A 21,799-nucleotide genomic window follows, 5' to 3' on the forward strand; every position below is an offset into this window, starting at 1 on the left:
CGGAGGAATTATGGAGCGCACCCGTCCCGGGTGCATAAGGCCACGGACACCAACAAATACCAAAGCAATGAAAGATTTGGATTCCAACAATACTTTAGAAGTAAAAGACGAGATCGAATCGATCGAAATCGATTTACTGCTTGACGGAATTTACCGTCGATACGGTTACGATTTCCGCAGTTATGCGTCGGCGTCAATACGTCGGCGCATTTTGAAGTTCGCCGAGCAGGAAGGTCTGTCAACAATCTCAGCGGTGCAGGAAGCTGTTTTGCATCAGTCAAGCATGATGGACAAATTCGTTTTGTCGCTCACTGTCAATGTAACTACGATGTTCAGAGATCCTGCATTTTTTCTGGCCATTCGCAAGTCAGTGGTGCCTATTCTGAAAACGTATCCAATGATTCGCATCTGGGATGCCGGCTGTGCGACCGGAGAAGAGGCGTATTCCATGGCGATTGTTCTCAAGGAGGAAGGAATATACGATCGCTGCAGAATCTATGCGACTGATATGAATGAAGATGTTTTGCGCAAGGCTAAGACTGGAATTTTCCCTCTATCTCATATGAAGGAATTCACCGATAACTATATTCAGTCTGGTGGCAAAACTTCTTTTTCCGACTATTACACAGCAAAATACGATTATGCAATCATCAACCAGGATTTGCGTCAGAACATCATTTTTGCGCAACACAACCTGGTTACGGACAAATCGTTTAACGAGTTCAACCTCGTTTTGATCCGCAACGTACTCATCTATTTCAATGAAGAGCTTCGTGCGAAAGTGCTCGATTTGTTGCACGAAAGTATGGCTTCGTTCGGAATTCTAGCTTTAGGCAAAAGAGAGTCGCTAAAATTTAGTAAGTTGGAATCCTCATATGAAGAGCTTGATTCCGCTATGAAACTGTACAAGAGGTGCGCGTGATGAGCTACAAACTCATCATTATAGGTAGTTCGCTGGGCGGATTGTCTGCCACCAAAACGTTGCTTGCCGGACTCGACGATAACTGTGTAATACCCATCGTTCTGGTTCAGCACCGCGAGCAAAAGGCTGAAAGCAGTATGGACAACTTGCTCACTAATATGATTCAGCGCTATACCAGGCGTCGTATAGAAGAGGCAGAAGACAAAACTCCTTTGAAGTTCAATTGCATTTACCTGGCGCCGGCTGACTATCACTTGTTGATTGAGCGTGAGTGCATAGCACTTTCTGCCGACGAGCCTGTCACTTATGCTCGTCCTTCCATTGACGTCGCATTTGACTCAGCTGCTCGAACTTACGGTAGCAGTGTCATATGCGTGGTTTTGACCGGGGCAAGTCGTGATGGCGCAGACGGTGCTGCCAGCGTCGAGGCAAGGGGCGGTCTGGTGATTATTCAAGACCCACTCACTGCTGAGAAAGACACCCTGCCCAGGTCTGCCGTATCCGCGACAAAGCATGCTCGCGTAATGCATCTTGATGAGATTGGTCCGTTCGTCTCCAATATCGTGCGCGAAGGAGGGGCGAGCAATGCTACAAGAGCAACCGGTTAACATATTGGTCGTTGATGATCAGCCGGAAAATCTGATCGCTCTCGAGGCTGTTCTTGAGGCGCTCGGGCAGAACGTGGTTAAAGCGCATTCTGGAAAAGATGCTTTGAAAGCGCTCTTGCATGATGATTTTGCGATTGTAATTTTAGACGTAAATATGCCTGGTATGAACGGGTTCGAGACCGCATCGCTCTTCAGGCAGCGCGAAAACTCCAAGCATACGCCGATTATTTTTCTTACCGCTATGTATACGGAAGACGCCGACAGGGCGCTTGGATATTCGCTCGGTGCAGTCGATTTCATCGTTAAACCATTCAATGCAGATGTGTTGAAATCTAAGGTCAGCGTCTTTGTCGACTTGTTCAAGAAAACGCAGGAGATCAAGCGACAAGCTGAACTGATAGCCGAGATTGAGAAGCAACGGGCGCAAGAGGAGAAAGATCGGTTAGAAACCGAAAAGCAATTGATTCATCAAGAGTTACTCAGGCAAGAAATGGAGACTGAGCTATTGGAAGAGCGCAGTCGTCAGCTGCAGAAAGCCGATCGCTTGAAGACGGAGTTCCTGGCTAATATGAGTCATGAAATTCGCACACCGATGAATGGTGTGATTGGTATGGCCGAACTGCTCTTGCATACCTCGCTCACAACAGAGCAACGCGAATTCGCGCGAATTATCAGGGAGTCCGCGCAGGCTCTTCTGATTATCATCAACGACATTCTAGACCTCTCCAAGATTGAGGCGGGAAAGCTGGATCTGGAGATGATCGATTTTGAGCTGGTACCACTTGTCGAGGGTACTGCAGAATTGCTGAGCGAGCAGGCTCGATATAAGAATATTGCTGTAATGACTTTTATCGATCCCGAATTGCCCCGAGTGTTGAAAGGCGATTCAGGGCGTCTCAGGCAGGTGTTGCTTAATCTCATAGGCAATGCCATGAAGTTCACCGACAAGGGTGAGGTTGTAATTCGCGCCACCAAATCTGATGCATCAAATGGTGATGGAAAAGTCTTGATTAGCTTTGCTGTCAAAGACACTGGCATCGGCTTGTCGGCTGATGCAATAGACCGCCTGTTTCGCCCGTTCTCTCAGGCCGACGGCTCGACTACTCGCAAGTTTGGTGGAACTGGGCTTGGTCTGTCGATCTCAAAGCGACTGGTTGAATTGATGGGCGGACGGATTGGTGTTACGAGCACCGTGGGAGAAGGCTCCTTATTCTGGTTTGAAGTGCCCTTTGCGGTCGGACCAGCTACCAGAAGTACTACGTTGGACCCTGAAAAGTTGGAGAGTACACGCGTTCTTGTCGTCGATGACCAGGACAGCGCGCGCACTATCATTCAGGCTTATGTCAAATCCTGGGGTATGAGTTGTGATTCTGCGAGCAGCGTCGATGAAGCATTGAAGATCTTGAAAGAGCGAGCTAAGTCCAAAAATCCCTTTGATATCGTCATAACTGATCTTGCTATGCCGGAGCATGATGGATTCAATTTGTTGAAACGTATCAAGCAAGAAAAGTCTCTGAAGAATACGAAAGTTTTTCTCTGCACCGGATACGATATCAAGAATCAAGGTGAAAAAGCTCTCGAATCGGGCTTCTCTGCCTACTTGACCAAGCCTGTGCAGCAGTCGCGATTGTTCAACTCGATTGCGAAGGTAATGATTACCGATGATGTAAGCAAAGAGTTGCTCAAGCATGAGATGTCCGAAGGCTCTGATGCAACGCCAGAAAAAGCGATGGTGTTGATTGCCGAAGACAATCCGGTAAATCAGAAAGTGGCAATGTTGCAACTGAAGAAATTGGGCTATGGCTCTTTTGCGGTGGGAAGCGGCAGAAAGGCGATCGAAGAGCTAAAGAAGCGGAATTATGCGCTTGTGTTGATGGATTGCCAGATGCCTGATATGGATGGATTCGAGACGACCGGCGTAATTCGCAAGTCAGAAACGATGACTGGAAAGCACATCCCCATTATCGGGTTGACGGCACACGCCATGGAGGGCGACCGGGAGAAGTGCATAGCGGCGGGCATGGATGATTATTTGAGCAAGCCGACTTCGCTCGAGAAGATGTCTAAGATGCTTTCGAAGTGGACCGAAGAGAGCGATGGTAAGAACCAGAAAGACACAGACGAGCGCCTGCAAGACCTGGAGAAGGTGCTTCCAGAAGAATTGTTGGCGGAATTGATGCCGCTTTTCCTTGTTTCGACACAAAGGTCGTTGGATGAGATACGTGCTGCACTTGTGGACAAGAATCTTGAGAAGATAATTGATAAAGCCCATGAGATCAAAGGGGCGGCTGCCGGCATGGGCGCCACAAAAGTGTCAGCAATCAGTAAGGAATTGGAATGTGCCGGGAAAGCTAGTGACTGGCAAACCATCCCCCTGCACTTCAATCGCCTGGAGAGGTCGTTTGAAGTACTGAAGAAAATAGTCGATGAACTACCTGTTCCGATTGTCGAATCAGGCTAACCGCCTGGGTTCGAACCCCAGTGGTAGTTTTTGGTGTACGGGTTGTCGACTGCGTTCCTGATTGTGAATCCAGAATCGCTTTCGGCCCCGTTGTTTCTCGGTCCGCCTGACTCCGATTCTGCGCCTGTGTTAGCGATACCACCGGACTCTGATTCTGCGCCTGAATTCATCACACCGCCAGATTCAGAGAAGCCGCCGTTGTTACGAGCGCCGGCACTTGTTTCGGCGCCTGAGTTGTATACGCCGCCGCTTTCTGAGTCGCCGCCACCAAATATGAAGCCGCCTGATTCAGACTCGGCCAATACAGGTGCGACTGATGCGAATGCAATTGCTGTGGCAACTAAAAATGATTTTTTGAAGTTGGAAATCGACATAATGACTGCTCCGTTTATCGATAGTCTGCGCCAAGTAATATGACTACTTTTTCTTTTTGAATTCCTTGATGTCGTTGTTAGTCACCCCGAGATCCGCGGCTTTCTTCATGTCGTCTTTGCAGGGATCTTTCTTGCCCAGCTTGTCGTAAGCGTAGGCTCGGTTCCAATAAGCTATTCCCAGGTTTGGATTTAGTTCGATGGCCTTGTTGCAATCCTCGATGACAGCCTGCCATTCACCTTTGTGCATTTTTGCATGGGCGCGATTGCTCCAGGCTAGAGCCTTCTTCGGGGCAATTTCTACAGCTTTGTTGGCGTCTTCGAGTGATTTGGAATGTTCCCCGATGGCGCTGTAAGCATGTGATCTGTTAATCAGAGCCGGTGGCAGATTGGGTGAGATTTCGAGCGCTTTATTTGACGCCTCGATTGCTTCTTTCTGTCGTCCAAGCTTATTGAGCGCATGTGCTCTGTTGACGTATGCCATCGCATCGTCTTTGTCTAATTCGATGGCTTTTTCGGCATCTTTTAATGCTTTGGAAAATTCGCCCAATTTGTTTTCAGCCCAGGAGCGATTCAAATATGCATGTCCCATGTTGGGTCTAATGCTGATTGCTTTGGACGCATCTTTCTCGGCTTGTTTGAAATTACCAAGGCCAGCGTAGGCTGCGGCGCGATTGGAATAGGCTCGACCATATTTCGGGCTTAGTTTGATAGCCTCATCGAACTTCGCAATTGCTTCTTTAAAATTACCTTTTACAACCAGAGCCGTGCCGGCTTTGTTGGCTTCGAAAGCATCCGTAGAGGCTTTGCTCGCAGCAGCCTCACCACTTTTCGGCTTGTCATTGGATTTTTTGCTTTCGTCTGCTGCAAAGCTCTGAACGCCGCAGTTCAGAAGAAAAAGAGTTGCAAGGAGACTTATTGAAGCTGACTTTGGTCTGATCATATTAACCTCGGCAAGTTACGCACATCTCGCCGAATTATAGTTCATTACGGACGATGTTGCGCTGCCGAGAGCCTATAATCCTTACTGAGCTTTGCTTTTGCCTTTATCGGCGGCATCGACGAGTGTCTGGAACTCTGGCGACAACTTGATGTCGGTCGATTTTCGGTGTTCCAGCAACCAATCTTGTAATGCCTTTTGCTCTGCAACCTGCTGCAGATAGGCTTTCAAGTTGTCTTTTACCGCCGACAGAGGTTGAACGCCGCCCGGCTTGCGGTCGGTCATTTTGATGATGTGGTAGCCAAATTCACTCGTAATCAAGTTTGGATAGACTTGCCCGACTTTCATAGAGTCCACTTTGGCGGCAAATTCTTTGAGCATATGGTCCTTTTCGAGAAAGTCCATATCGCCGCCAATCTTTGCCGCTCGGGTGGCGATGTCATCGGTGAATTCGTTGGCGAGTTTGGCGAAATCGGCGCCTTTTAAAGCTTTATCAAGAAGCTCCTGAGCTTTCTGCTTTTGTTGTTGTTCGACGATTTTTACTTTCTTGTCGAGGTCTGCAGCAGAAATTTTTGGATCCTGCTGTTTTATCTGGGTCCTCATGCTTGGCTGTTGAGGCGAGTCTTTCGTCGGTGCTGCAATAATGATTTGGCTCAATCTGACCAGATCACCGTGCTTGAATTTGTCTTTGTTCTTATCGTAAAGAGCTTGAACTTCGGCGTCTGAGACGGTCGCTGATTTGCGGATTGTCTCGAGCATTTTTCTGACTAGTTCACCTTGCACGATGTCGTCACGAATCTGGTCTTTGTTATAACCAGCGGCAATCATTTTGTCGTAGACTTTGTTTTTCTTCGCGTCGATGTATACGTTGTACGCAGCTGGACCGTAGCCTTTGGTTCTCGCCGCTCCGCATAGAATCTCACGATCGACTAGTTGATGAAGAAGAATTTTTTCCACGCGTGCACTGGCCATTTTGAATGCGAGTCCCAGATCCAGAACGTATTGGTTGAAGTGATCTGTCGTTTCATGCACTGAATCGAGGTGTTTTTTCACGATGCCGCCGCTGACATTTTCTGCTTTGATTGCGGTTTCCAGCAGCCGTTTGCGCTCATCTGCAGTGAGGGTGACTCCTTCATTTTTCGCTTCAGCAAGCAGTGCTTGTTGTGCCTGTTGATCAGCGCTTAGAGAAGTTTGGATTTGTTCCTCTTCTTGTAGCAAAGTTCTACGGTATTGCCCGATGGTAATTGGCGTTCCCGCTACCATGCAGATGACATCGGAGTCGGGCATTTTACCGAGTTTGATCTGTTTTCTAGCGGCCTCGATTTGGGGCAGCAACCCGTCTTGAAGTTCAGCATTTTTCGAGCCGTTTGTTTTTTCGGTGCCGGAAGTTGTCGTCGTCGTGCTGGTTGTCGTAGCCGTCGTTGTTTTAGTGGCATCGACTTTTTCGTCTGTTTTACTGCAGCTGGAAAGCAACATGATGCTAAAAGACAGTGCTATCACCGCGCGTGATGCACCACTACTTTTCACTGTTCTCGTTTTCAAGACGCTCACCCTTCACTTTTGAGGATAGCCAAGATTCTCAACTCGCTTTTTCTTGGCTATTAGAAACCATAGCACTTAGCAATTCTTGGAGCAAATCAAGCTGTTCTGGCGGCGAAATGCCTTGAGATCTGACCAGAATATATGGCGTAGGTCCTGCACCACCTGCTGCTCCCGGTTTGTATGTGGTGCGCGTTCCCAGATGCTTCGGCAAGCGCGCTTGAATTGGCAACCATTGTTGCAATCGGAAGTTTACTGATAAACGAATTCCCTGCGCTTCCGGCTTGATTGCGGTGACACCGGCCCTGGCTGAAAGCAAGCGTAAGCGCACCACCGCAGTCAGTTGCAATGCTTCTTGCGGCGGGTTGCCAAATCGGTCTTGCCATTCTTCCAATAGCATGTCGAGCTGCCGCTCTGACTTTACATCTGCCAGTCGTTTGTATTCGATCAAACGTTGTTCGTTGTCCGATACATATGATTCTGGAATGAATGCCGTGACGTTGATGTCGACTTGAGTATCTGCATCCATTGCCACAGCCTCGCCTTTCAGCTCGGCGACTGATTCTTCAAGCAGTTTGCAGTACAGATCGAATCCGACCGACACCATGTGCCCGTGCTGTTCTGCGCCCAGAATATTTCCGACGCCGCGAATTTCCATGTCACGGAGAGCAATTTGATAGCCTGAACCCAGCGATGTAAATTCTCGAATTGCCTTCAATCTGTTTTGTGCAGTTTCACTCAGCACCTTTTGCGGGCGATACAGGCAGTAGGCATAAGCCTGCACGTCGCTTCTGCCGACACGTCCTCTGAGCTGATACAACTGTGCCAGACCGAGTTTGTCGGCTTCGTTGACAATGATTGTGTTGACGTTAGGAATGTCCAGTCCTGATTCAATAATTGTTGTACAAACGAGAATGTCGTATGAATGCGCTGCGAAATCGAGCATTACATTCTCCAGCTCTCGTTCGTTCATCTGACCATGTCCGACGATGACACGTGCTTCCGGTACCAGTGTCTTGATTTCGAAAGCGATTGCCTCAATGCTTTCCACACGATTGTGCACGACGTAAATCTGACCACCACGTTCCATCTCGTGAAGAATGGCGGTGCGCACCAGAGGCAATTTGTATTCACCGACAAAGGTCTTGATCGGTGCGCGATTAGTCGGAGGCGTGTTAATCAGCGACATGTCGCGTGCGCCGGTCAATGCCATGTGCAGCGTTCTCGGAATCGGAGTCGCTGACATCGTCAACACATCAACCATGACCCGCAACTGCTTCAGTTTTTCTTTGTGACCAACGCCGAATCTTTGCTCTTCGTCGATGACAATCAGACCCAGGTCTTTGAATTGAATGTCTTTCTGCAACATACGATGTGTGCCGACTACAACATCACATTCGCCGGAGGCCAGTTTGACGACTACCTCGCGCTGCTCTTTTGCGCTCTTGAAGCGGCTGAGCAAGCCGACCTTGATCGGGTAAGGCGCAAAGCGCTCTGCCATCGTATTGTAATGCTGCTGCGCAAGGATAGTGGTAGGCACCAGGATCGCCGCCTGCTTTCCAGACATGACGGCTTTGAAAATTCCCCGTACAGCCACTTCTGTTTTTCCGAAACCGACGTCTCCGCAGATCAATCGGTCCATGGGTTTCGTTGATTCCAGATCGCGCTTGGTATCTACGATTGCCTGCCATTGATCCGGTGTTTCTTCGAAGCGGAAGGCTTCTTCCATTTCGTATTGCCACGGTGTGTCTGGAAGAGCGGCGAAACCTTCTTGTTTAGCTCGCATCGCGTACAGATTGACCAGGTCTTCGGCAACTGCCTTGACAGACTTCTTGACGCGTTTCTTGACGTTTTCCCACTCGGCACCACCGAGTCTGGAGAGACGAGGAGCGTTTTCTCCGGCGCCGCGATAACGCGAAAGCAAGTTGATCTGGTCGACCGGTACGTAGAGCCTATCTTCACCTGAATACTGAACCGTGAGATATTCTCTCTGTTGTCCGTCAACGCTTATTCGTTGAACGCCAACGAACTGTCCGATCCCCTGTTTGATGTGCACGACATAGTCGCCAATCTTCAGGTCGGCAACCGACGTAAATCGATCGTAAGTTTTCTCTGCCGTGGGTCGGCGATACACCGCAGGTTTGCGCTTCAGCCCGAACATCTCGGCATCTGTGACTGATACCAGCTGCACGTCTTCCAGTCTGAAACCGCCCAGGAATCCGTGTCTCGTCACCCAAACTTCTTGCGCACCGCCTGCGGCACCAGGTCGCCCGGGAGTATTCAGCAACTCTCCAAGCGAAGCCGGTGATTCTGCGGCAGTGGCGCCGTGTTCGGCTATGTCTTTGGCTACTGAGCCTTCTTTTGGTCCGGGAATATAAGTGGCGGCGATGTCCCACTCTTTCATCAAGCCCAGAATGCGCTGTGGCTGTTCCGTTGAGATAAGAACTCGATGTCCTTCTTTGCGCCATTGTCGAATCTTTTCTACAAGCGCTTGCATCTGATTGCCGAAGCGTTCAATCGAATGGCAGTCGAATTTGACCAGCCCGGTCTGCATCTCATTATCGAAAATCGGCAAGCTGGAAAGAAAAACGCGCTGGCGTTCTTTCATTTTCGTCGTAACGTCTTCCACCGACATATGCAGCAATGACGGTAATGGCAGCAATCTGCCCGTGGAAAGTCCTTCCTCATAGGAGGCGTTCAACTTTTCTTCGTAAGAAGTCAACGACATTATCAACGTATCCCACTCGTCAAAGAGAAGGAGTGCGTTGGGCGGCAGGTAGTCGACCAGCGTGGTCAGATTCTTGTGGACAAAGGGCGCGTAGTACTCAGTCGATTCGGGATATGATCCAGACTCGAAGCCTGTCAGATCGTTTTCCATGACGGCGCGCAGAGTTTCGGCTGCGGCACTGTCTCCCAGTGCCTCGATGGTGCGATCGGCGACAGCGCGCAGTTCATTTACGAGTGCTTGAAACTCTTCTTTCTTCTTCGTATCCAAAATCACCCAATATCTGGGTGGTATCAGAACCGTCTTCGCTTCTTCGACTGACCTTTGATTTTCGATGTTGAATAGTCGAATAGACTCAATTTCGTCTCCGAAGAGTTCGATACGAAATGGCGGTCCAGAAGATGGATAGATATCGATGATATCGCCCCTGATACTAAATTCTCCTCGCAGAGAAACGAGAGTCTCCCGTGAATAGCCAAGGCGAACCAGTCGGGCAGAGAGTTCTTTAGGATCGAGCGTTTCGCCTACAGAGAGCGTGAAATTGTTGGCTGCCAGCGTTTCTCTGTCGAGCACTCGTTGCATCAAAGCGCGTGCCGGAACGAGCACGAACATCGGTTCATCTGGTGCGGTGATGATTTTTTGCAGCACTTCCATCTGCGCCGAGACATTATCTGGGCTGCTCAGAACTTGCTCATAAGGCGAGACTTCCGAAAGTGGATAGAAATAGACCGGGTAGCGCGTCAGATTTGTCAGCTCCTGCTGAAACCTCGCCCCCGCATGATTGTCAGGCACAATCAGAAAAAACGGTCGTTTAACTTCGTGCATTAAGACTGACAAAATCAGTGACTTGGCCGAGTCGGCAAGCCCTGCAATGTTCAGTTCACCGACGGCTGCTCGTGCGGTACGAGCAAGAAGACGAGCATACTGTGGGCAATCCAGAAACCTCTGGTGCAATGCAGTTGCAAGAACGTTCTCGCGCATATTTTAAATTTGCCCCGAATTGAAGGACACCGATTGTTTATTTCAAGGCATCATCAGCCTTAAAACCCCATCCCACCATGAGCTCGGAAATTTGGGGAATATATGATCGTAGCACACAGCCATCAAGGATGTTCTTTCTGTAACCCGCTATTATGTTGAAAGGTTCTTGAGCATTTTTAGTTAGATATCGAGTTGAATTCAGAAAGCAGAAATTTTGTAGCGAGATCCCTGGTGGCGCTAAGCGTGGGTACCATGTCGGCGACTTTGTGGATCTGTCCTCAAGTCCAGGTCCAGGCGCAGCCGCAGCCTCAGATGCAGGCACAATCGTGGGCTCAATCGCTGGCTCAGGCACAGGCAGCGGCTCAGGCACCAGCTCAGGCGCAGCAGCTACTGATTGCGCAGTCCACTGATCAGCCGTCCGCGTCCGAAGATGACAATAACCAGCAAGAAGATCGTGGCAACATAAAAGAGGTCAACGACAGGCTGATTGCCGGAAATCGTTTGATCGACAAAGGTCAGTATGTCGAGGCTCGTAAGCAATTCAATGAGGCTCTGAAACTGGCGCCTAACTGCGCGGGCGCCTACAACGGCATCGGTGCCACTTATCTCAGGCAAAACGACTTTAAACGAGCTGAAGCGGAGCTGACCAAAGGCTTGAATATCGACCCGCTTAATGTGCACATCCTTAACAATCTTGGTTCTGCTACATATCACCAGGAAAAGTTCGACCAGTGCATTTTGTATTACAAGCAGGCTCTTCAATTGGCCAAGTCTGATGACGCCAAGGTCGAGCCGATGGTCAACTTAGCTAATGCTCTGGCCGACCAGCGCCGTAATGACGAAGCTATTGATTATTTCAATCAGGCTCTGCGCATTCGACCTGACTTTGCCATGGCGTACAACTGCCTGGCTCGCATGTATTACAACACTAAGAAGTATGAGCTGGCGGCAGAAAACGCCAGGCGTGCTGTAAAGTTCAAGCCCGAATACGCCATGGCCTATTACCACCTTGGTCTGGCTGAAGCTGCTTTGAACAACAAGGGCGAGGCTGAGAAAGCACTTGAAATGTCCCTTCGTTATGAAAAGGATCCCAGTTACGCAGCCGATACCCGCCGATTTCTGGAACACGTCAGGGGATCCAGCTCTACAGCCTTGCCGAGTGATGTCAACGATATGGCCGGTGTCGAGAAATTGATCAAGGCAAGAGCCTGGAAGCCTGCTGAATCAGCCATACACACTCTTCTGGAAAATAACGGCGACGACCCTGTTCTCTACAACAATCTGGGCTACGTCGTTGCGCACCAGCGCGGAGCTACCCCACACGGTAACTACGAGCGGGCGGTTCTATATTACAAACAAGCAATCAAGCTCAAGAAGGGTCCCTTCCCCTCTGCCCACTACAATCTCGGGCAGACTTACCGCTTGCTGGATGATGACAAAAACGCTGAAGCTGAGTTCAGGCAAGCAATAGAGGATTCAAAAGCGACACGAACGCCGTTGCCCGTGGCACATAACGCCCTGGCAATGCTGCTTAAGAAGCGAAACAAATTTGCCGATGCCGATAACGAATATAAATCTGCCATTGCCCAAGCGGGTCTTGAGCTGCCCGTTATTCACTACAATCGCGCCTTGTTGCTTGAAAAGATGGAAAAGACGCGCGATGCCGTCAGAGAATATGAGCTGTATTTGAAGGTAGCTCCGCACGGCTTGAACGTCGAAACGGCCAGGGCTCGACTGCGTCGGTTAGGTATCGAACCGAAGGGTTAGGTAGGGAACTGAACGGTTACGTATCTAAGCGAAGGGCTACGTAGCGAACCGAAGGGTTGCGTATCGAATCGAAGGGTTGCGTATCGAATCGAAGGGTTACGTATCGAACCGAACGGCTGGCTGTCAGTAGGGCGGGATTCTGTAGTACAATCGAGACTCCGGGCTCCTGTGAGCCCTTTATTGTTTCGGATGTGCATCATGAGTACGGCAGAAGTTAGACCAGAAACAGAAATCAGCCCGGCAATGGTCGAAGAAGCTTGCGCCGTCGCTTCTGCTCGCCCTGTTAGTGCCGTTCCAGAAAACAAGACTCGAGTTGCTGTGGCGATGAGTGGTGGCGTGGACAGTAGCACCACCGCTTTGATTTTGCAGCAGCAGGGGTACGATGTTGTTGGTGTCACCGGCTGGTTGATTAAGTCAGGGAGCCGCTGCTGTGACACGGGGATGGTTGATGCTGCCAGAGTGTGCGAACAACTGGGCATCGAACATCACGCTGTTGATTTGCGAGAACTATTCAAAAGTCAAATTATCGACCAGTTTCACGAATCATATGCGCGGGCGAGAACGCCGCTGCCGTGCAGTCTTTGTAATACGTTGATCAAATGGGGCGCTCTTCTCAACTATGGGAAGAAGCTTTTGCATGCAAAATATATGGCGACCGGGCATTATGCTCGCGTCATCGAAACTGAAAATGGACCGCGCTTGGGTCGGGCTCTCGATCGTACAAAAGATCAGGCTTATGTTCTCTGGGGCATCACCATGGAGCAGCTGCGTTCGACCCTGCTTCCTCTGGGCGATTACACGAAAGAACAGATTCGGGCAATTGCCGTAGAGAATGGTCTGGCTTCTGCCAATCGCCCTGACAGTCAGGATCTTTGTTTCATTCCAAAGGGAACGACGACACAGACTTACCTGTCAAACTTTCTCGTGGAAGCGCCGGGCGCAATTATCCACACCGTAACTGGTGAAGTTCTAGGCGAGCACAAAGGCACGCATAATTACACAATTGGGCAGCGTAAAGGTCTCGGAATTGCTTATCCTGAACCACTTTATGTCACTTCGCTCGATCCGGAATTGCGCGTCGTCTTTGCTGGTCCTAAATCAGCGCTGTATCGCACTGAATTGACTGCATCTGACATGAACTGGTTGATGGATCAGATTCCTGATGGACCATTTGATGCCCTTGTAAAAATTCGCTACAACAGCGAAGCTGTTCCCGGACGTGTGATTCCGCTTGAAGGAAAGCGCGTGCGTGTCACTTTTGATGATGCGCAACCGGCTATCACACCGGGTCAGGTACTCGGAATTTTTGATCTCGACGACACGTATATCCTTGGTGGCGGCTGGATCGATTGATCCGATTCACCGAGCCGCTCAGAGAATGCTTTTGTGTCAGCGTTTAATGGCTGAGCGTAAATCGTCGTTACATGTTTAACTGAGTATGTGTGCAGCCGCGGAGAAATGTAATTTTATCTGCGCAATATACGGTCGCTAACATACATCTTCAATATGTTCCCGTGTGTACCCAAATGATCCGTTTTGTATAGATCGAGTTTTAATGCGGTTTTGCGATGAACTTTGTCATTATTTTTCATTGCCCATGGAGTCATTTCTTCTTATAATGTAGCTTTCACGGTGGGGTGGCATGTTGCGTAAGTCTTTTGTCGAACGAAGTGTAAGTCAGGAGCGTTTGTTTCAGTCAACGCGAGGCATTAATCTAATAGCCGCGCTTTTGACGATAACAATTTTGCAAGCTCCTGCCGGCGCCAAGACTCATTCGAAGAAGACCGCTGCGTCAGCCCCTTCGCACCACACGGCTGCGTCCACTCACGTAAGTCATCATGCTTCTTCCTCTTCTTCCGGTCGTCACAGTGCGACCGGTCACCATGCAGTAACCGCTACAATTCATCATGGATCTCGCAGCACCGTTGTAACTGCGAGCAGCCGACATTCTCATACCGTTATAACGGGTTCTCGGCATCACAAAGAAGAACCTGCGACCCATCTGGTTGCGCACGTAAAGCGTGGCAAGAATGGACGAAAGATTGTTGTGTATGAGAAGGTCAAAGATGTGGAAGCTCCATCGCACCATGGGCGCCACCAACAGGCTGTTATCGTTACTCACGAAACGGTGCACACTCCGGCCCCACCAAAAACGAGATATGCCTATCCGCTCAGCTTTTTCATGATGCACCCGCCTGAGTTTGAGCGCAGTGCGTTGCCTTATGAGGTGTCGGATAAAATCGCGCGGTCCTTTCACAACGGTTACGCTGATTCATACACCGCGCGCAGCCTTGTGCGTGCAGGACTTGTCAGTTATCACCCACTGCGTGGTGGCATCTTCTGGCGACGCGAACCTGTCAAATACATCATCATGCATTCGACCGAAACGGGAATTCCTCTCAGTGCAGAGCGTGTGATCGAGTCCTGGAGCTCGTCTGGTTTGCGACATGCCGGTGCACAATATGTAGTTGAGCGCGATGGAACGATTTTCCAGGCTGTTGACCCAGACCTGGGCACCGTTCATATCAACATATTTAAGACCTTGCCCGGCATTAACAACGACAACAGTATCGGCATCGAGATGTGTCATACAGGCAAGCAAGATTATCCGCCTGCGCAACTTCAGTCTGTTATCAAGCTTGTGGCGTATTTACAGGAGCGCTATAAAGTTTCGGACGAGAATGTTATTACCCATCGCTATGCTCAGCAGGGTGACCATACCGACCCCGTAAATTTTGACTGGGACGGTTTCATCGCCAGCAAGAACAACTTTAGAAATCGCGCCATTGCATATAAAGTGCGCAAAATCAAAGACGACGTCAAGGACTGGAGTGATACCACTACTACCACTACCGTTACGACTACTACGATAACACCGACCACAACTGTGCCTTCATCCGTGGTGACAAGGTCGCCGGTCGTTCCTCCTGGTGGTTCATCTTCCGCTCCTCCGGTAGTTTCGCCTTCGGCGCTTGTGCCCGCCTCTGTAGCTCCGGTGACCGTAGGACCGACTGGACCGACCACCACTGTGGTTCCAACTATCGTCAGACCGGGAAGTCCGACCTCCTCGCAGGTAAAAGAGTATACCTATACGAAGAAGCCAGACGTAAGCGTACCCGAGGCGTCCACTTACCTTCAGCCGCATCGATTGATGCCCGCGCTTCCCGTCTACAAGACAACGACAACTACAACTGTAACGACTACACCAAATGCGGTGCCCGAACCAAAAATGATTCTGATTCCACCGTCGGGTGAGCCTGTCAGTGCGCCCACAGTTCCTTCCGTTGCACCTGCAGTTGCACCTTCAGTGGCGCCCATGGTGCTGCCGAAAAATATGCCGACTTTGCGTGGACCAATCGAGATGGCGCCGCAGGCTGCACCGAGCCTGAATGCTGTACCGGTGCCTGGCAGATAGGTTCGCACCGAAGCGGTGAGCGGCAGGGGTAGTTGGAGCTAGAAGCAAATACTGATTTTGTCGCGTTCGCACTCTTTGTTTTCTGCACCTGTAAGGTGAATCACCGGAATTTCTCACATTCTCCAATTAGTCTTGTCGCAAGTCGAGAATGTGAGGGCTCAAAAAACATGAAGTGCAGTTTTAGTAGCCAGGTCTTTATGCGTCTGTTATCAATTATTCTCTGCCTCTCTAGCACTCTTACTTCAACAATGGCCGCTACCAGCAAGAGTGCGAGATGGCATCCGGGAAATTACATACTTTTAGGCTTTGGTAGTTCTGACGAAAACGTAAAGTACTGGCTCAATTACTCACCGCTTTTTCGTGGTGTGCAGGTCACGTATAAGTGGAAAGACCTTGAGCCCAGCAAAAATCAGTACGATTTTAGTAGTATCAAAAGACACATGCAGCTGGCAAAGAATGCCCACAAATATCTTTGGGTTCAAATTCAATACAAAGGTTTCAGCGCAAATCCCTATGAGGTGTGTCCAACATACCTGGTCGGGTCGCCCAAACCTGGTGGCGGCAACTACAGCGCGTTCTTTACTTTTCCAAAACAATCCGGTCAGCTGGCCAAGCAACCGGCGCTGTGGGATCCTGCAGTTGAGGCTCGGGTGGAAGCTTTGCTATCTCGCATGGGTGAAGCTTTAAGCGCCGATCCAAATATTTCTGCCCTTGAAGGGGTGAACACACCAGAATCGACGAATCCGGGTAAACCTGAAGTTGTTGCGCAGCAACCAAATGTGATGCCAGTGGATAAAGATCGCTCTAACCAACATATCATCGACCGAGCTAAGGCCTTCAATAAATCGTTTCCGCACACTCAGGTCATCTGTTTCATGAACGGAATAATGCCCACTGCCTCAGTCCCAGATAACAGAGCTATGGTTACGAAACTAATTCCTGAAGGCATCGGTTTTGGTGGACCAGACCTGAGACGGTGGGACTCCAATCTGGTTGGTAAGGTCTATTCGCAGTGCCCATTTCTGGCAGGAAAAGTTTCGATGGGGTTTGCAGTCCAGTGGACTGACACAATGCATCCCTCAAAAGGAGGTGCACTCGTTAATGACACCATCGAAAATGTTCGAGACACCTACGCACTTGCAAAGGAACTTGGGCTCAACTACGTGTTCTGGCAGAATAGACCGGGTTACATCAATTTGGTGCAGCAACACCTGAACTCGCCGGAGATAAAAGTTGATCCTGCAGGCGGTCTTGTCAAGAAATATCCGGCTTCGCTTACACCCTACTTGAACTAAAAGCTTTGCGCTAGCTGACACTTTTCGGTGAAGGACGACGAAAGGGAGTGTACTTCGGTACACTCTCTTTCCGGTTGATCGGCCGCTGCAGCGCTCAACTGAGGCTCAGCCCGGAACAGATTAACAGAGCGCTGGTAATCTCTAAGCGACGTCGTCGTCGCGTTGTTCCTGTCTCAGTTGTTCGAGATAGTCACGATCATTCTGTTCCTCTAGTTGAACCAGTAGAAGGTCTAGTGCTGATAATGTTTCGAAGGAGGCGAAATACTTGCCTTGCGATTCCAGCGTCTTAGCTAAGTGGTAGAGCACGACGGCAAGCTCAGCATTATTGCCTGAGATTGTTAGAACCTGTGCCATTTCGCGATATAACGACTCTGCTTCAGCCCACTGCTGATTTATTCGGGCTTCAGCAGCTTTCTGCATCAATGATTGGGGATTGTCGTGGCGATTTGGGGACATAACGGCTACAGTAATTAGACGATTGGCTATAAAAGAAGTATGCGTAGCATATATGTTCCTCCGGCTATAAAAATGAAACGCAAGGACAATGGCATCACTTGACCTGAGCCAATATGCGTTGCTGATCGCTTTATTGGACACTCGGACCGCACCGCGGAACTGGCTGGTCTGGACGGAGCTTGCCGTGCACGGTGATGCCGAGCAGCCAGTTACTGAAGTGGATCTGGAGGTTATGGTGAAGTGTGTGGCGGAGATCTTCAATGAATTTGAGTTGTACAAGATCGAATTCAATAAGAAGCCGCTGGAAGTGCCTTGCTTCTTCGGTGACTTGATTAAAGTGGGCATATTTCCGAGGAAGAATTCTTCAGTAACGCACCATATGAGGTGGCAGAGGCTGGTCCAAATGAGGCGGAAATTGAAACTACCGATCGGTCTTACGACGTCGACAGGGATGATTCGATCTTGCCAGGTCCTGATGGCGGGCGCTCCATCACGTAGTTCAAGCGCGGTGTTTCATCCACTTCCCTACAACGCCGCGAAGGTGCTCAAGCAAAAACGGTTTATTCATGAAGTCGTCCATGCCCGACTGCAAGCATGTGTCGCGATCTGATATCCCTGTTACTGCAATAATCGGCACGCGTGGTCGCTTTTTCGCCTTTTCGTTTTCGCGAATTAGTTTGGTTGCTTCCAACCCGTCCATGACCGGCATGCTGACATCCATTAGAATCAATCCGTACTCACCCTTGGAGACGGCTTCAACTGCTTCTTTTCCGTTGGTTGCTTCATGTCCTACCAGACCGATTACTTTCAGTTGGGACAGGAACAGTCGTCTCAAAACTTCGTTGTCTTCGACAATCAGCACCAATTCCGGTCCTGACTTGTCTGACCCGGATTTTTTTTGATCAGTCTTTTTTACGAGGGAAAGGGCTCGTTTAGGCTTCTGAGGCATGGCACCGCTTCAATGTCAAAATGCGAACTTCGTCTCAGTTAATTTACACTATTGCGCCGCTTGATTAGTCAATCTGAGCGAGTGAGCGTATCAAAATTTTGAAAAAACTTGATGCCTTGTCAGGCGGCTACCCGCTCAATTTGACACTGTCCAGTATCCTGTAATCGCCGCCCTTGCCATCGCTTTCGACCAGGCAGACGTTTTCTACAGTCAGTTCGATCGGCAGGACCTCGTCAAGGGAGTTTATTTCATTCGGGTTGACTCTCATTTCGACCCTGTGGAACGAAAGTTTCTCAGCCGGTGTCTCGACGCGCCTGTCCAGCCGAATCAGGGTAACGTGCGGGCGGAACTCCTGATTGTGCTCTTTCTCTGTGACTTCGCTATAAAAGGGTATGAGCCCCGTTCGAATAGAGCGTGCCAGTTGTTCGACTTTGGATGTGACCGGCTGGCTCTCTACGACAAGCACTCGCGCTTTTCTTGAGTCGGGCCAGACGCTGGGTTTGGCAAAACTCATCGTTACATCGCCACGGTCTTCGACAATCTTGTTTCGTTCGTAGATGACCTTCTGCAGTGTCGAACTCACCTTGGAAACAAGAGAACGGTCGACATCGCCCAGATAAAGCCAGGTTATATGTAAGTTGACGGGTTTGACCCAGCGAATTTTCCGGGCCCAGACAGTCTCGAGGTGTTCGTTCAAGCCCGGCAGTTTGGCCAGTCTCTGCTGGTCTGCCTCTTTCAGAAACGTTCCAATAAATAGCTTCGGCATGCCCTAGTCCGTTGCTCGCGAGTAAAAACCTCGCTTTTCCCTCTCTAGCTTCATAAGGTAATCGCTAATGGGACTGATTGGGGACGTTTCTTGATAAATTTCATTTATTTCTGCAATAAGTTCTTTTATGCCGAACCAGTCGGCGTATTTCAGCAGTCCGCCGCGGAACGCCGGAAAACCAATACCAAGCACTAGACATAAGTCAATCTCGCGCGGTCGTTGAACAATTCTTTCTTCAAGGCAACGGGCTGCTTCATCCACCATAGGCAGTATCACTCGATGTGCAATTTTTTCTGCATGCTCTGGTGTGACTTGCTCCTCTGAAATTTTCAGATTCAGTTTGATTTGTAAGTCGGGATTGAGGTGCTGGCGCTCGTCATTTTGCCAGAGATAAGTTCCACAGCCCGCTTTTCGCCCTTGCATGCCGAGTTCAAGAGCTTTGAAAATAGTCGAGTTGACGAAAAAGCGTTCACCCAATTTATTGCGGAGGTTTGTGACGATTGCGGCTGCGCGTGAGAGTCCAATTTCATCAATCATCGCAAACGGGCCGATTGGCATACCGAAATCAGTCAGTGATTTCTCAATCCAGTTGACTGGAGTTCCGCTGAGAGCCAGCCTTTCAGCGTGTTGTAGATAGACTGCGACAATTCTATTCAGCAAAAATCCAGGACTGTCCGACACAATCACAGGAAGTTTTTTCGATTTCAAAACACTTTTTACAGCAAGTGCCCGAGCATAAGAGCAAGTGGTTTTGTGTGGTATCAATTCCACTAGTTTGATTTGTTCGACCGGATGGAAATACTGCAAGCCGACAATGTTCTCTTTGTTGGGAAGAGTTTCCACCAGATCGTTTATCGAATCAGTTGAAGTTAATACGGCAAGCACTTCATCTGTCTGTAACTCGCTTGCTAATTGGAATAGCTTCTCACCTGACGCGGTTTTGATATCGCCTGTGATAGCTGGGATGTCTTCATAGTCAAACACCTTAAAGTCGGATAGTTTTGCCGAACTTACCTGCCGAGCTTCCTTGAAAGCCAGTTGCTTGGCTAATTCCTTTGTGAAAAATAGGAAGATCAAATTTCGGGCGACTTCGCCAATTGCCAGTTCTGCGAATGTTGAAATTTCTCTGGTAATGCCCCTATCAAAGCCGTTTAGCAAGCCCTCTTCTATTGCATCTAAAACTTTGAGTTTTGCCGGGTACCTGTTCTTTGTTTTCAATCTAACTGAGCGTCGCCAGAGAGCGAAAAGCTTTTTCAGTTGATCCACTGAGGGCTGTGACGCTTCTTGCTTGAGCGATGTTTCGTGCTTGAGCGATGTGTCTCCCTTGAACAATCCGTGTGGACGAAGGGATGCGTCCCCAGTCACGGACGTGTCGTGTTGCACCAACTCCAGAGCCAGGTGCTCCGCTCGTTTGAGCAAGTCGTCCGGCGTCACGACTTCATCCACAATTTTGAGGTCGTAAGCTCGTTGCGCATCGAAAAGGTCACTGCCGACTGTCAGTTCAATTGCAGCTGCAGCTCCTATTAGTCTGGGCAGCCTTTGCGTGCCACCGAGTCCGGGTATTAGTCCGTGACTGACTTCAGGTAAACCCAGCACCGTAATCGGTGCATTGGTCGCTATGCGCCTGTCGCAGCACAAAGCCAGTTCGAGACCGCCGCCAACGCACAAACCGTTGATGGCAGCTACTGTGGGTTTGGTCAGGTTGGCCAGCATCGCAAAAACTCGATTACCGAATTCAGACAATCGAGTTGCATCTTCTGCTGTTTGGTATTTCAAAATTTCATGCAAATCGGCACCAGCAACGAATGTGTTGCCTTTGCCGGAAATCAATACAACTGCTGATATGGCGTTGTCAGAAATTATTTGCTCGATCGCTCGTTCGAGTTCGGAAATAACCGCGTGGGTCAAAAAGTTCTGTGTGCCGGGTGAATCGAAAAACAGAAACGCAACGCCTGACTTTTTGGTGCGAAGTAAAAAGTGGTGTTCTGCGTCGTTCGAATTCTGGTCGGTCACTCGGACTTTTTGATCTTCTGCTCGATGCCTTTAGGTCCGCCCATTCCTTTCAGGAGCAGGGCGCCGCCGGCAGCGAACGGCAACAGCATCATAATCAGCCCCAGGAAACTCAGGGTTGGGAACTGCATCGTGATGCTGCTAAGAACGGAGAAGATGGCTATGGCGCAGCTCGCCGCCGTTAAAATCCACGCGATTTTGTTCTTGGAGTCGTAGATAAGCCAGCCTATTCCGACCATAAGCGGCAAAAATAGAAGTCCGATCCCTGCTCCGCCACCACCCCAACCGCCCAGCATTCCCAGAAGCGGGCTGCCGACTTTGACATGATTGAAGAACATGAAAAGTCCGGTCAGTATCAAGGCGATGCCGCTAAAGTACATCAAATCATTTTGCACCGGTTGCGTGGGCAAGTTTTTTTTCTGGGTCAGAGAAATCAAATCGGTCGGCGACGTTTGATTCGGTGCAGTCAAATGTTGTTGCGATTGTGTCGTGGATTCCTTCAAAACAGCAGATTCCAGCTCTTGTAACTTACGCTGGATTTCGTCATCCTTCTTGCTCATAAAACCTCGACGGTGCAGACTCGCCGGTAACTAG

16 protein-coding genes are annotated in these 21,799 nt (G+C 49.6%); 7 read left to right on the forward strand and 9 right to left on the reverse strand.

The window, feature by feature from the left end; all coding sequences use genetic code 11:
• Nucleotides 1-67 precede the first annotated feature (67 nt).
• Genes EKK48_14685 through EKK48_14695 form a run of 3 tightly spaced genes read left to right on the forward strand, consistent with a single transcriptional unit; the run spans nucleotide 68 to nucleotide 3,991 of the window.
• The gene (locus EKK48_14685) at nucleotides 68-922 is read left to right on the forward strand and encodes a protein-glutamate O-methyltransferase CheR (GenBank protein ID RTL41180.1); all 855 of its coding nucleotides are present in this window, start codon (nucleotides 68-70) and stop codon (nucleotides 920-922) included.
• Entirely contained in the window at nucleotides 922-1,530 is a 609-nt protein-coding gene (locus EKK48_14690) for a chemotaxis protein CheB (GenBank protein ID RTL41181.1), read from the forward strand. Before EKK48_14685 ends, EKK48_14690 begins: the two co-directional genes overlap by 1 nt.
• Nucleotides 1,457-3,991, forward strand: a complete 2,535-nt coding sequence (locus EKK48_14695) for a response regulator (protein ID RTL41182.1) — start codon at nucleotides 1,457-1,459, stop codon at nucleotides 3,989-3,991. The genes EKK48_14690 and EKK48_14695 overlap by 74 nt, the downstream gene beginning before the upstream one ends.
• Here EKK48_14695 and EKK48_14700 read toward each other — a convergent pair.
• The 4 genes from EKK48_14700 to mfd form a co-directional block, all read right to left on the reverse strand.
• Complete coding sequence (locus tag EKK48_14700; GenBank protein RTL41183.1) at nucleotides 3,988-4,365, reverse strand: hypothetical protein; 378 nt, start codon at nucleotides 4,363-4,365, stop codon at nucleotides 3,988-3,990. The two genes, EKK48_14695 and EKK48_14700, sit on opposite strands and share 4 nt — an antisense overlap.
• Before the next feature lie 43 nt (nucleotides 4,366-4,408).
• Complete coding sequence (locus tag EKK48_14705) at nucleotides 4,409-5,305, reverse strand: tetratricopeptide repeat protein (protein RTL41184.1); 897 nt, start codon at nucleotides 5,303-5,305, stop codon at nucleotides 4,409-4,411.
• 81 nt (nucleotides 5,306-5,386) lie between these two features.
• Nucleotides 5,387-6,844, reverse strand: coding sequence for a hypothetical protein (locus EKK48_14710; protein ID RTL41185.1), 1,458 nt, complete (start codon nucleotides 6,842-6,844; stop codon nucleotides 5,387-5,389).
• Between the two features lie 37 nt (nucleotides 6,845-6,881).
• Nucleotides 6,882-10,547 carry a transcription-repair coupling factor gene (mfd, locus tag EKK48_14715; protein RTL41186.1) on the reverse strand — a complete coding sequence of 1,222 codons (3,666 nt, stop codon included), beginning with the start codon at nucleotides 10,545-10,547 and terminating at the stop codon, nucleotides 6,882-6,884.
• A 243-nt stretch (nucleotides 10,548-10,790) separates the two neighbouring features.
• Between mfd and EKK48_14720 the strand changes: the two genes are divergently transcribed.
• From EKK48_14720 to EKK48_14735, 4 genes are all read left to right on the forward strand, one after another.
• Nucleotides 10,791-12,314, forward strand: coding sequence for a tetratricopeptide repeat protein (locus EKK48_14720; protein ID RTL41187.1), 1,524 nt, complete (start codon nucleotides 10,791-10,793; stop codon nucleotides 12,312-12,314).
• A gap of 168 nt (nucleotides 12,315-12,482) precedes the next feature.
• Nucleotides 12,483-13,667 (forward strand): tRNA 2-thiouridine(34) synthase MnmA, encoded by a 1,185-nt coding sequence (mnmA, locus tag EKK48_14725; protein ID RTL41188.1) that lies wholly within the window; start codon nucleotides 12,483-12,485, stop codon nucleotides 13,665-13,667.
• A gap of 289 nt (nucleotides 13,668-13,956) precedes the next feature.
• The gene (locus EKK48_14730) at nucleotides 13,957-15,729 is read left to right on the forward strand and encodes a hypothetical protein (protein RTL41189.1); all 1,773 of its coding nucleotides are present in this window, start codon (nucleotides 13,957-13,959) and stop codon (nucleotides 15,727-15,729) included.
• Between the two features lie 197 nt (nucleotides 15,730-15,926).
• Nucleotides 15,927-17,024: a hypothetical protein gene (locus EKK48_14735; protein ID RTL41190.1), complete on the forward strand. Its 1,098-nt coding sequence runs from the start codon at nucleotides 15,927-15,929 to the stop codon at nucleotides 17,022-17,024.
• Between the two features lie 141 nt (nucleotides 17,025-17,165).
• On the opposite strand, the gene EKK48_14740 is transcribed toward EKK48_14735, so the two are convergent.
• From EKK48_14740 to EKK48_14760, 5 genes are all read right to left on the reverse strand, one after another.
• Nucleotides 17,166-17,480, reverse strand: coding sequence for a hypothetical protein (locus EKK48_14740; protein ID RTL41191.1), 315 nt, complete (start codon nucleotides 17,478-17,480; stop codon nucleotides 17,166-17,168).
• A 499-nt stretch (nucleotides 17,481-17,979) separates the two neighbouring features.
• Complete coding sequence (locus EKK48_14745) at nucleotides 17,980-18,429, reverse strand: response regulator (protein RTL41192.1); 450 nt, start codon at nucleotides 18,427-18,429, stop codon at nucleotides 17,980-17,982.
• A gap of 127 nt (nucleotides 18,430-18,556) precedes the next feature.
• On the reverse strand, nucleotides 18,557-19,195 hold the full coding sequence (thpR, locus tag EKK48_14750; protein RTL41193.1) for an RNA 2',3'-cyclic phosphodiesterase: 639 nt from the start codon (nucleotides 19,193-19,195) through the stop codon (nucleotides 18,557-18,559).
• A gap of 3 nt (nucleotides 19,196-19,198) precedes the next feature.
• Complete coding sequence (locus tag EKK48_14755) at nucleotides 19,199-21,208, reverse strand: hypothetical protein (GenBank protein RTL41194.1); 2,010 nt, start codon at nucleotides 21,206-21,208, stop codon at nucleotides 19,199-19,201.
• Nucleotides 21,205-21,765 carry a hypothetical protein gene (locus EKK48_14760; protein ID RTL41195.1) on the reverse strand — a complete coding sequence of 187 codons (561 nt, stop codon included), beginning with the start codon at nucleotides 21,763-21,765 and terminating at the stop codon, nucleotides 21,205-21,207. The genes EKK48_14755 and EKK48_14760 overlap by 4 nt, the downstream gene beginning before the upstream one ends.
• Between the last annotated feature and the right edge of the window lie 34 nt (nucleotides 21,766-21,799).

The sequence above is a fragment of the Candidatus Melainabacteria bacterium genome, from assembly GCA_003963305.1.
Lineage (GTDB): Bacteria > Cyanobacteriota > Vampirovibrionia > Obscuribacterales > Obscuribacteraceae > PALSA-1081.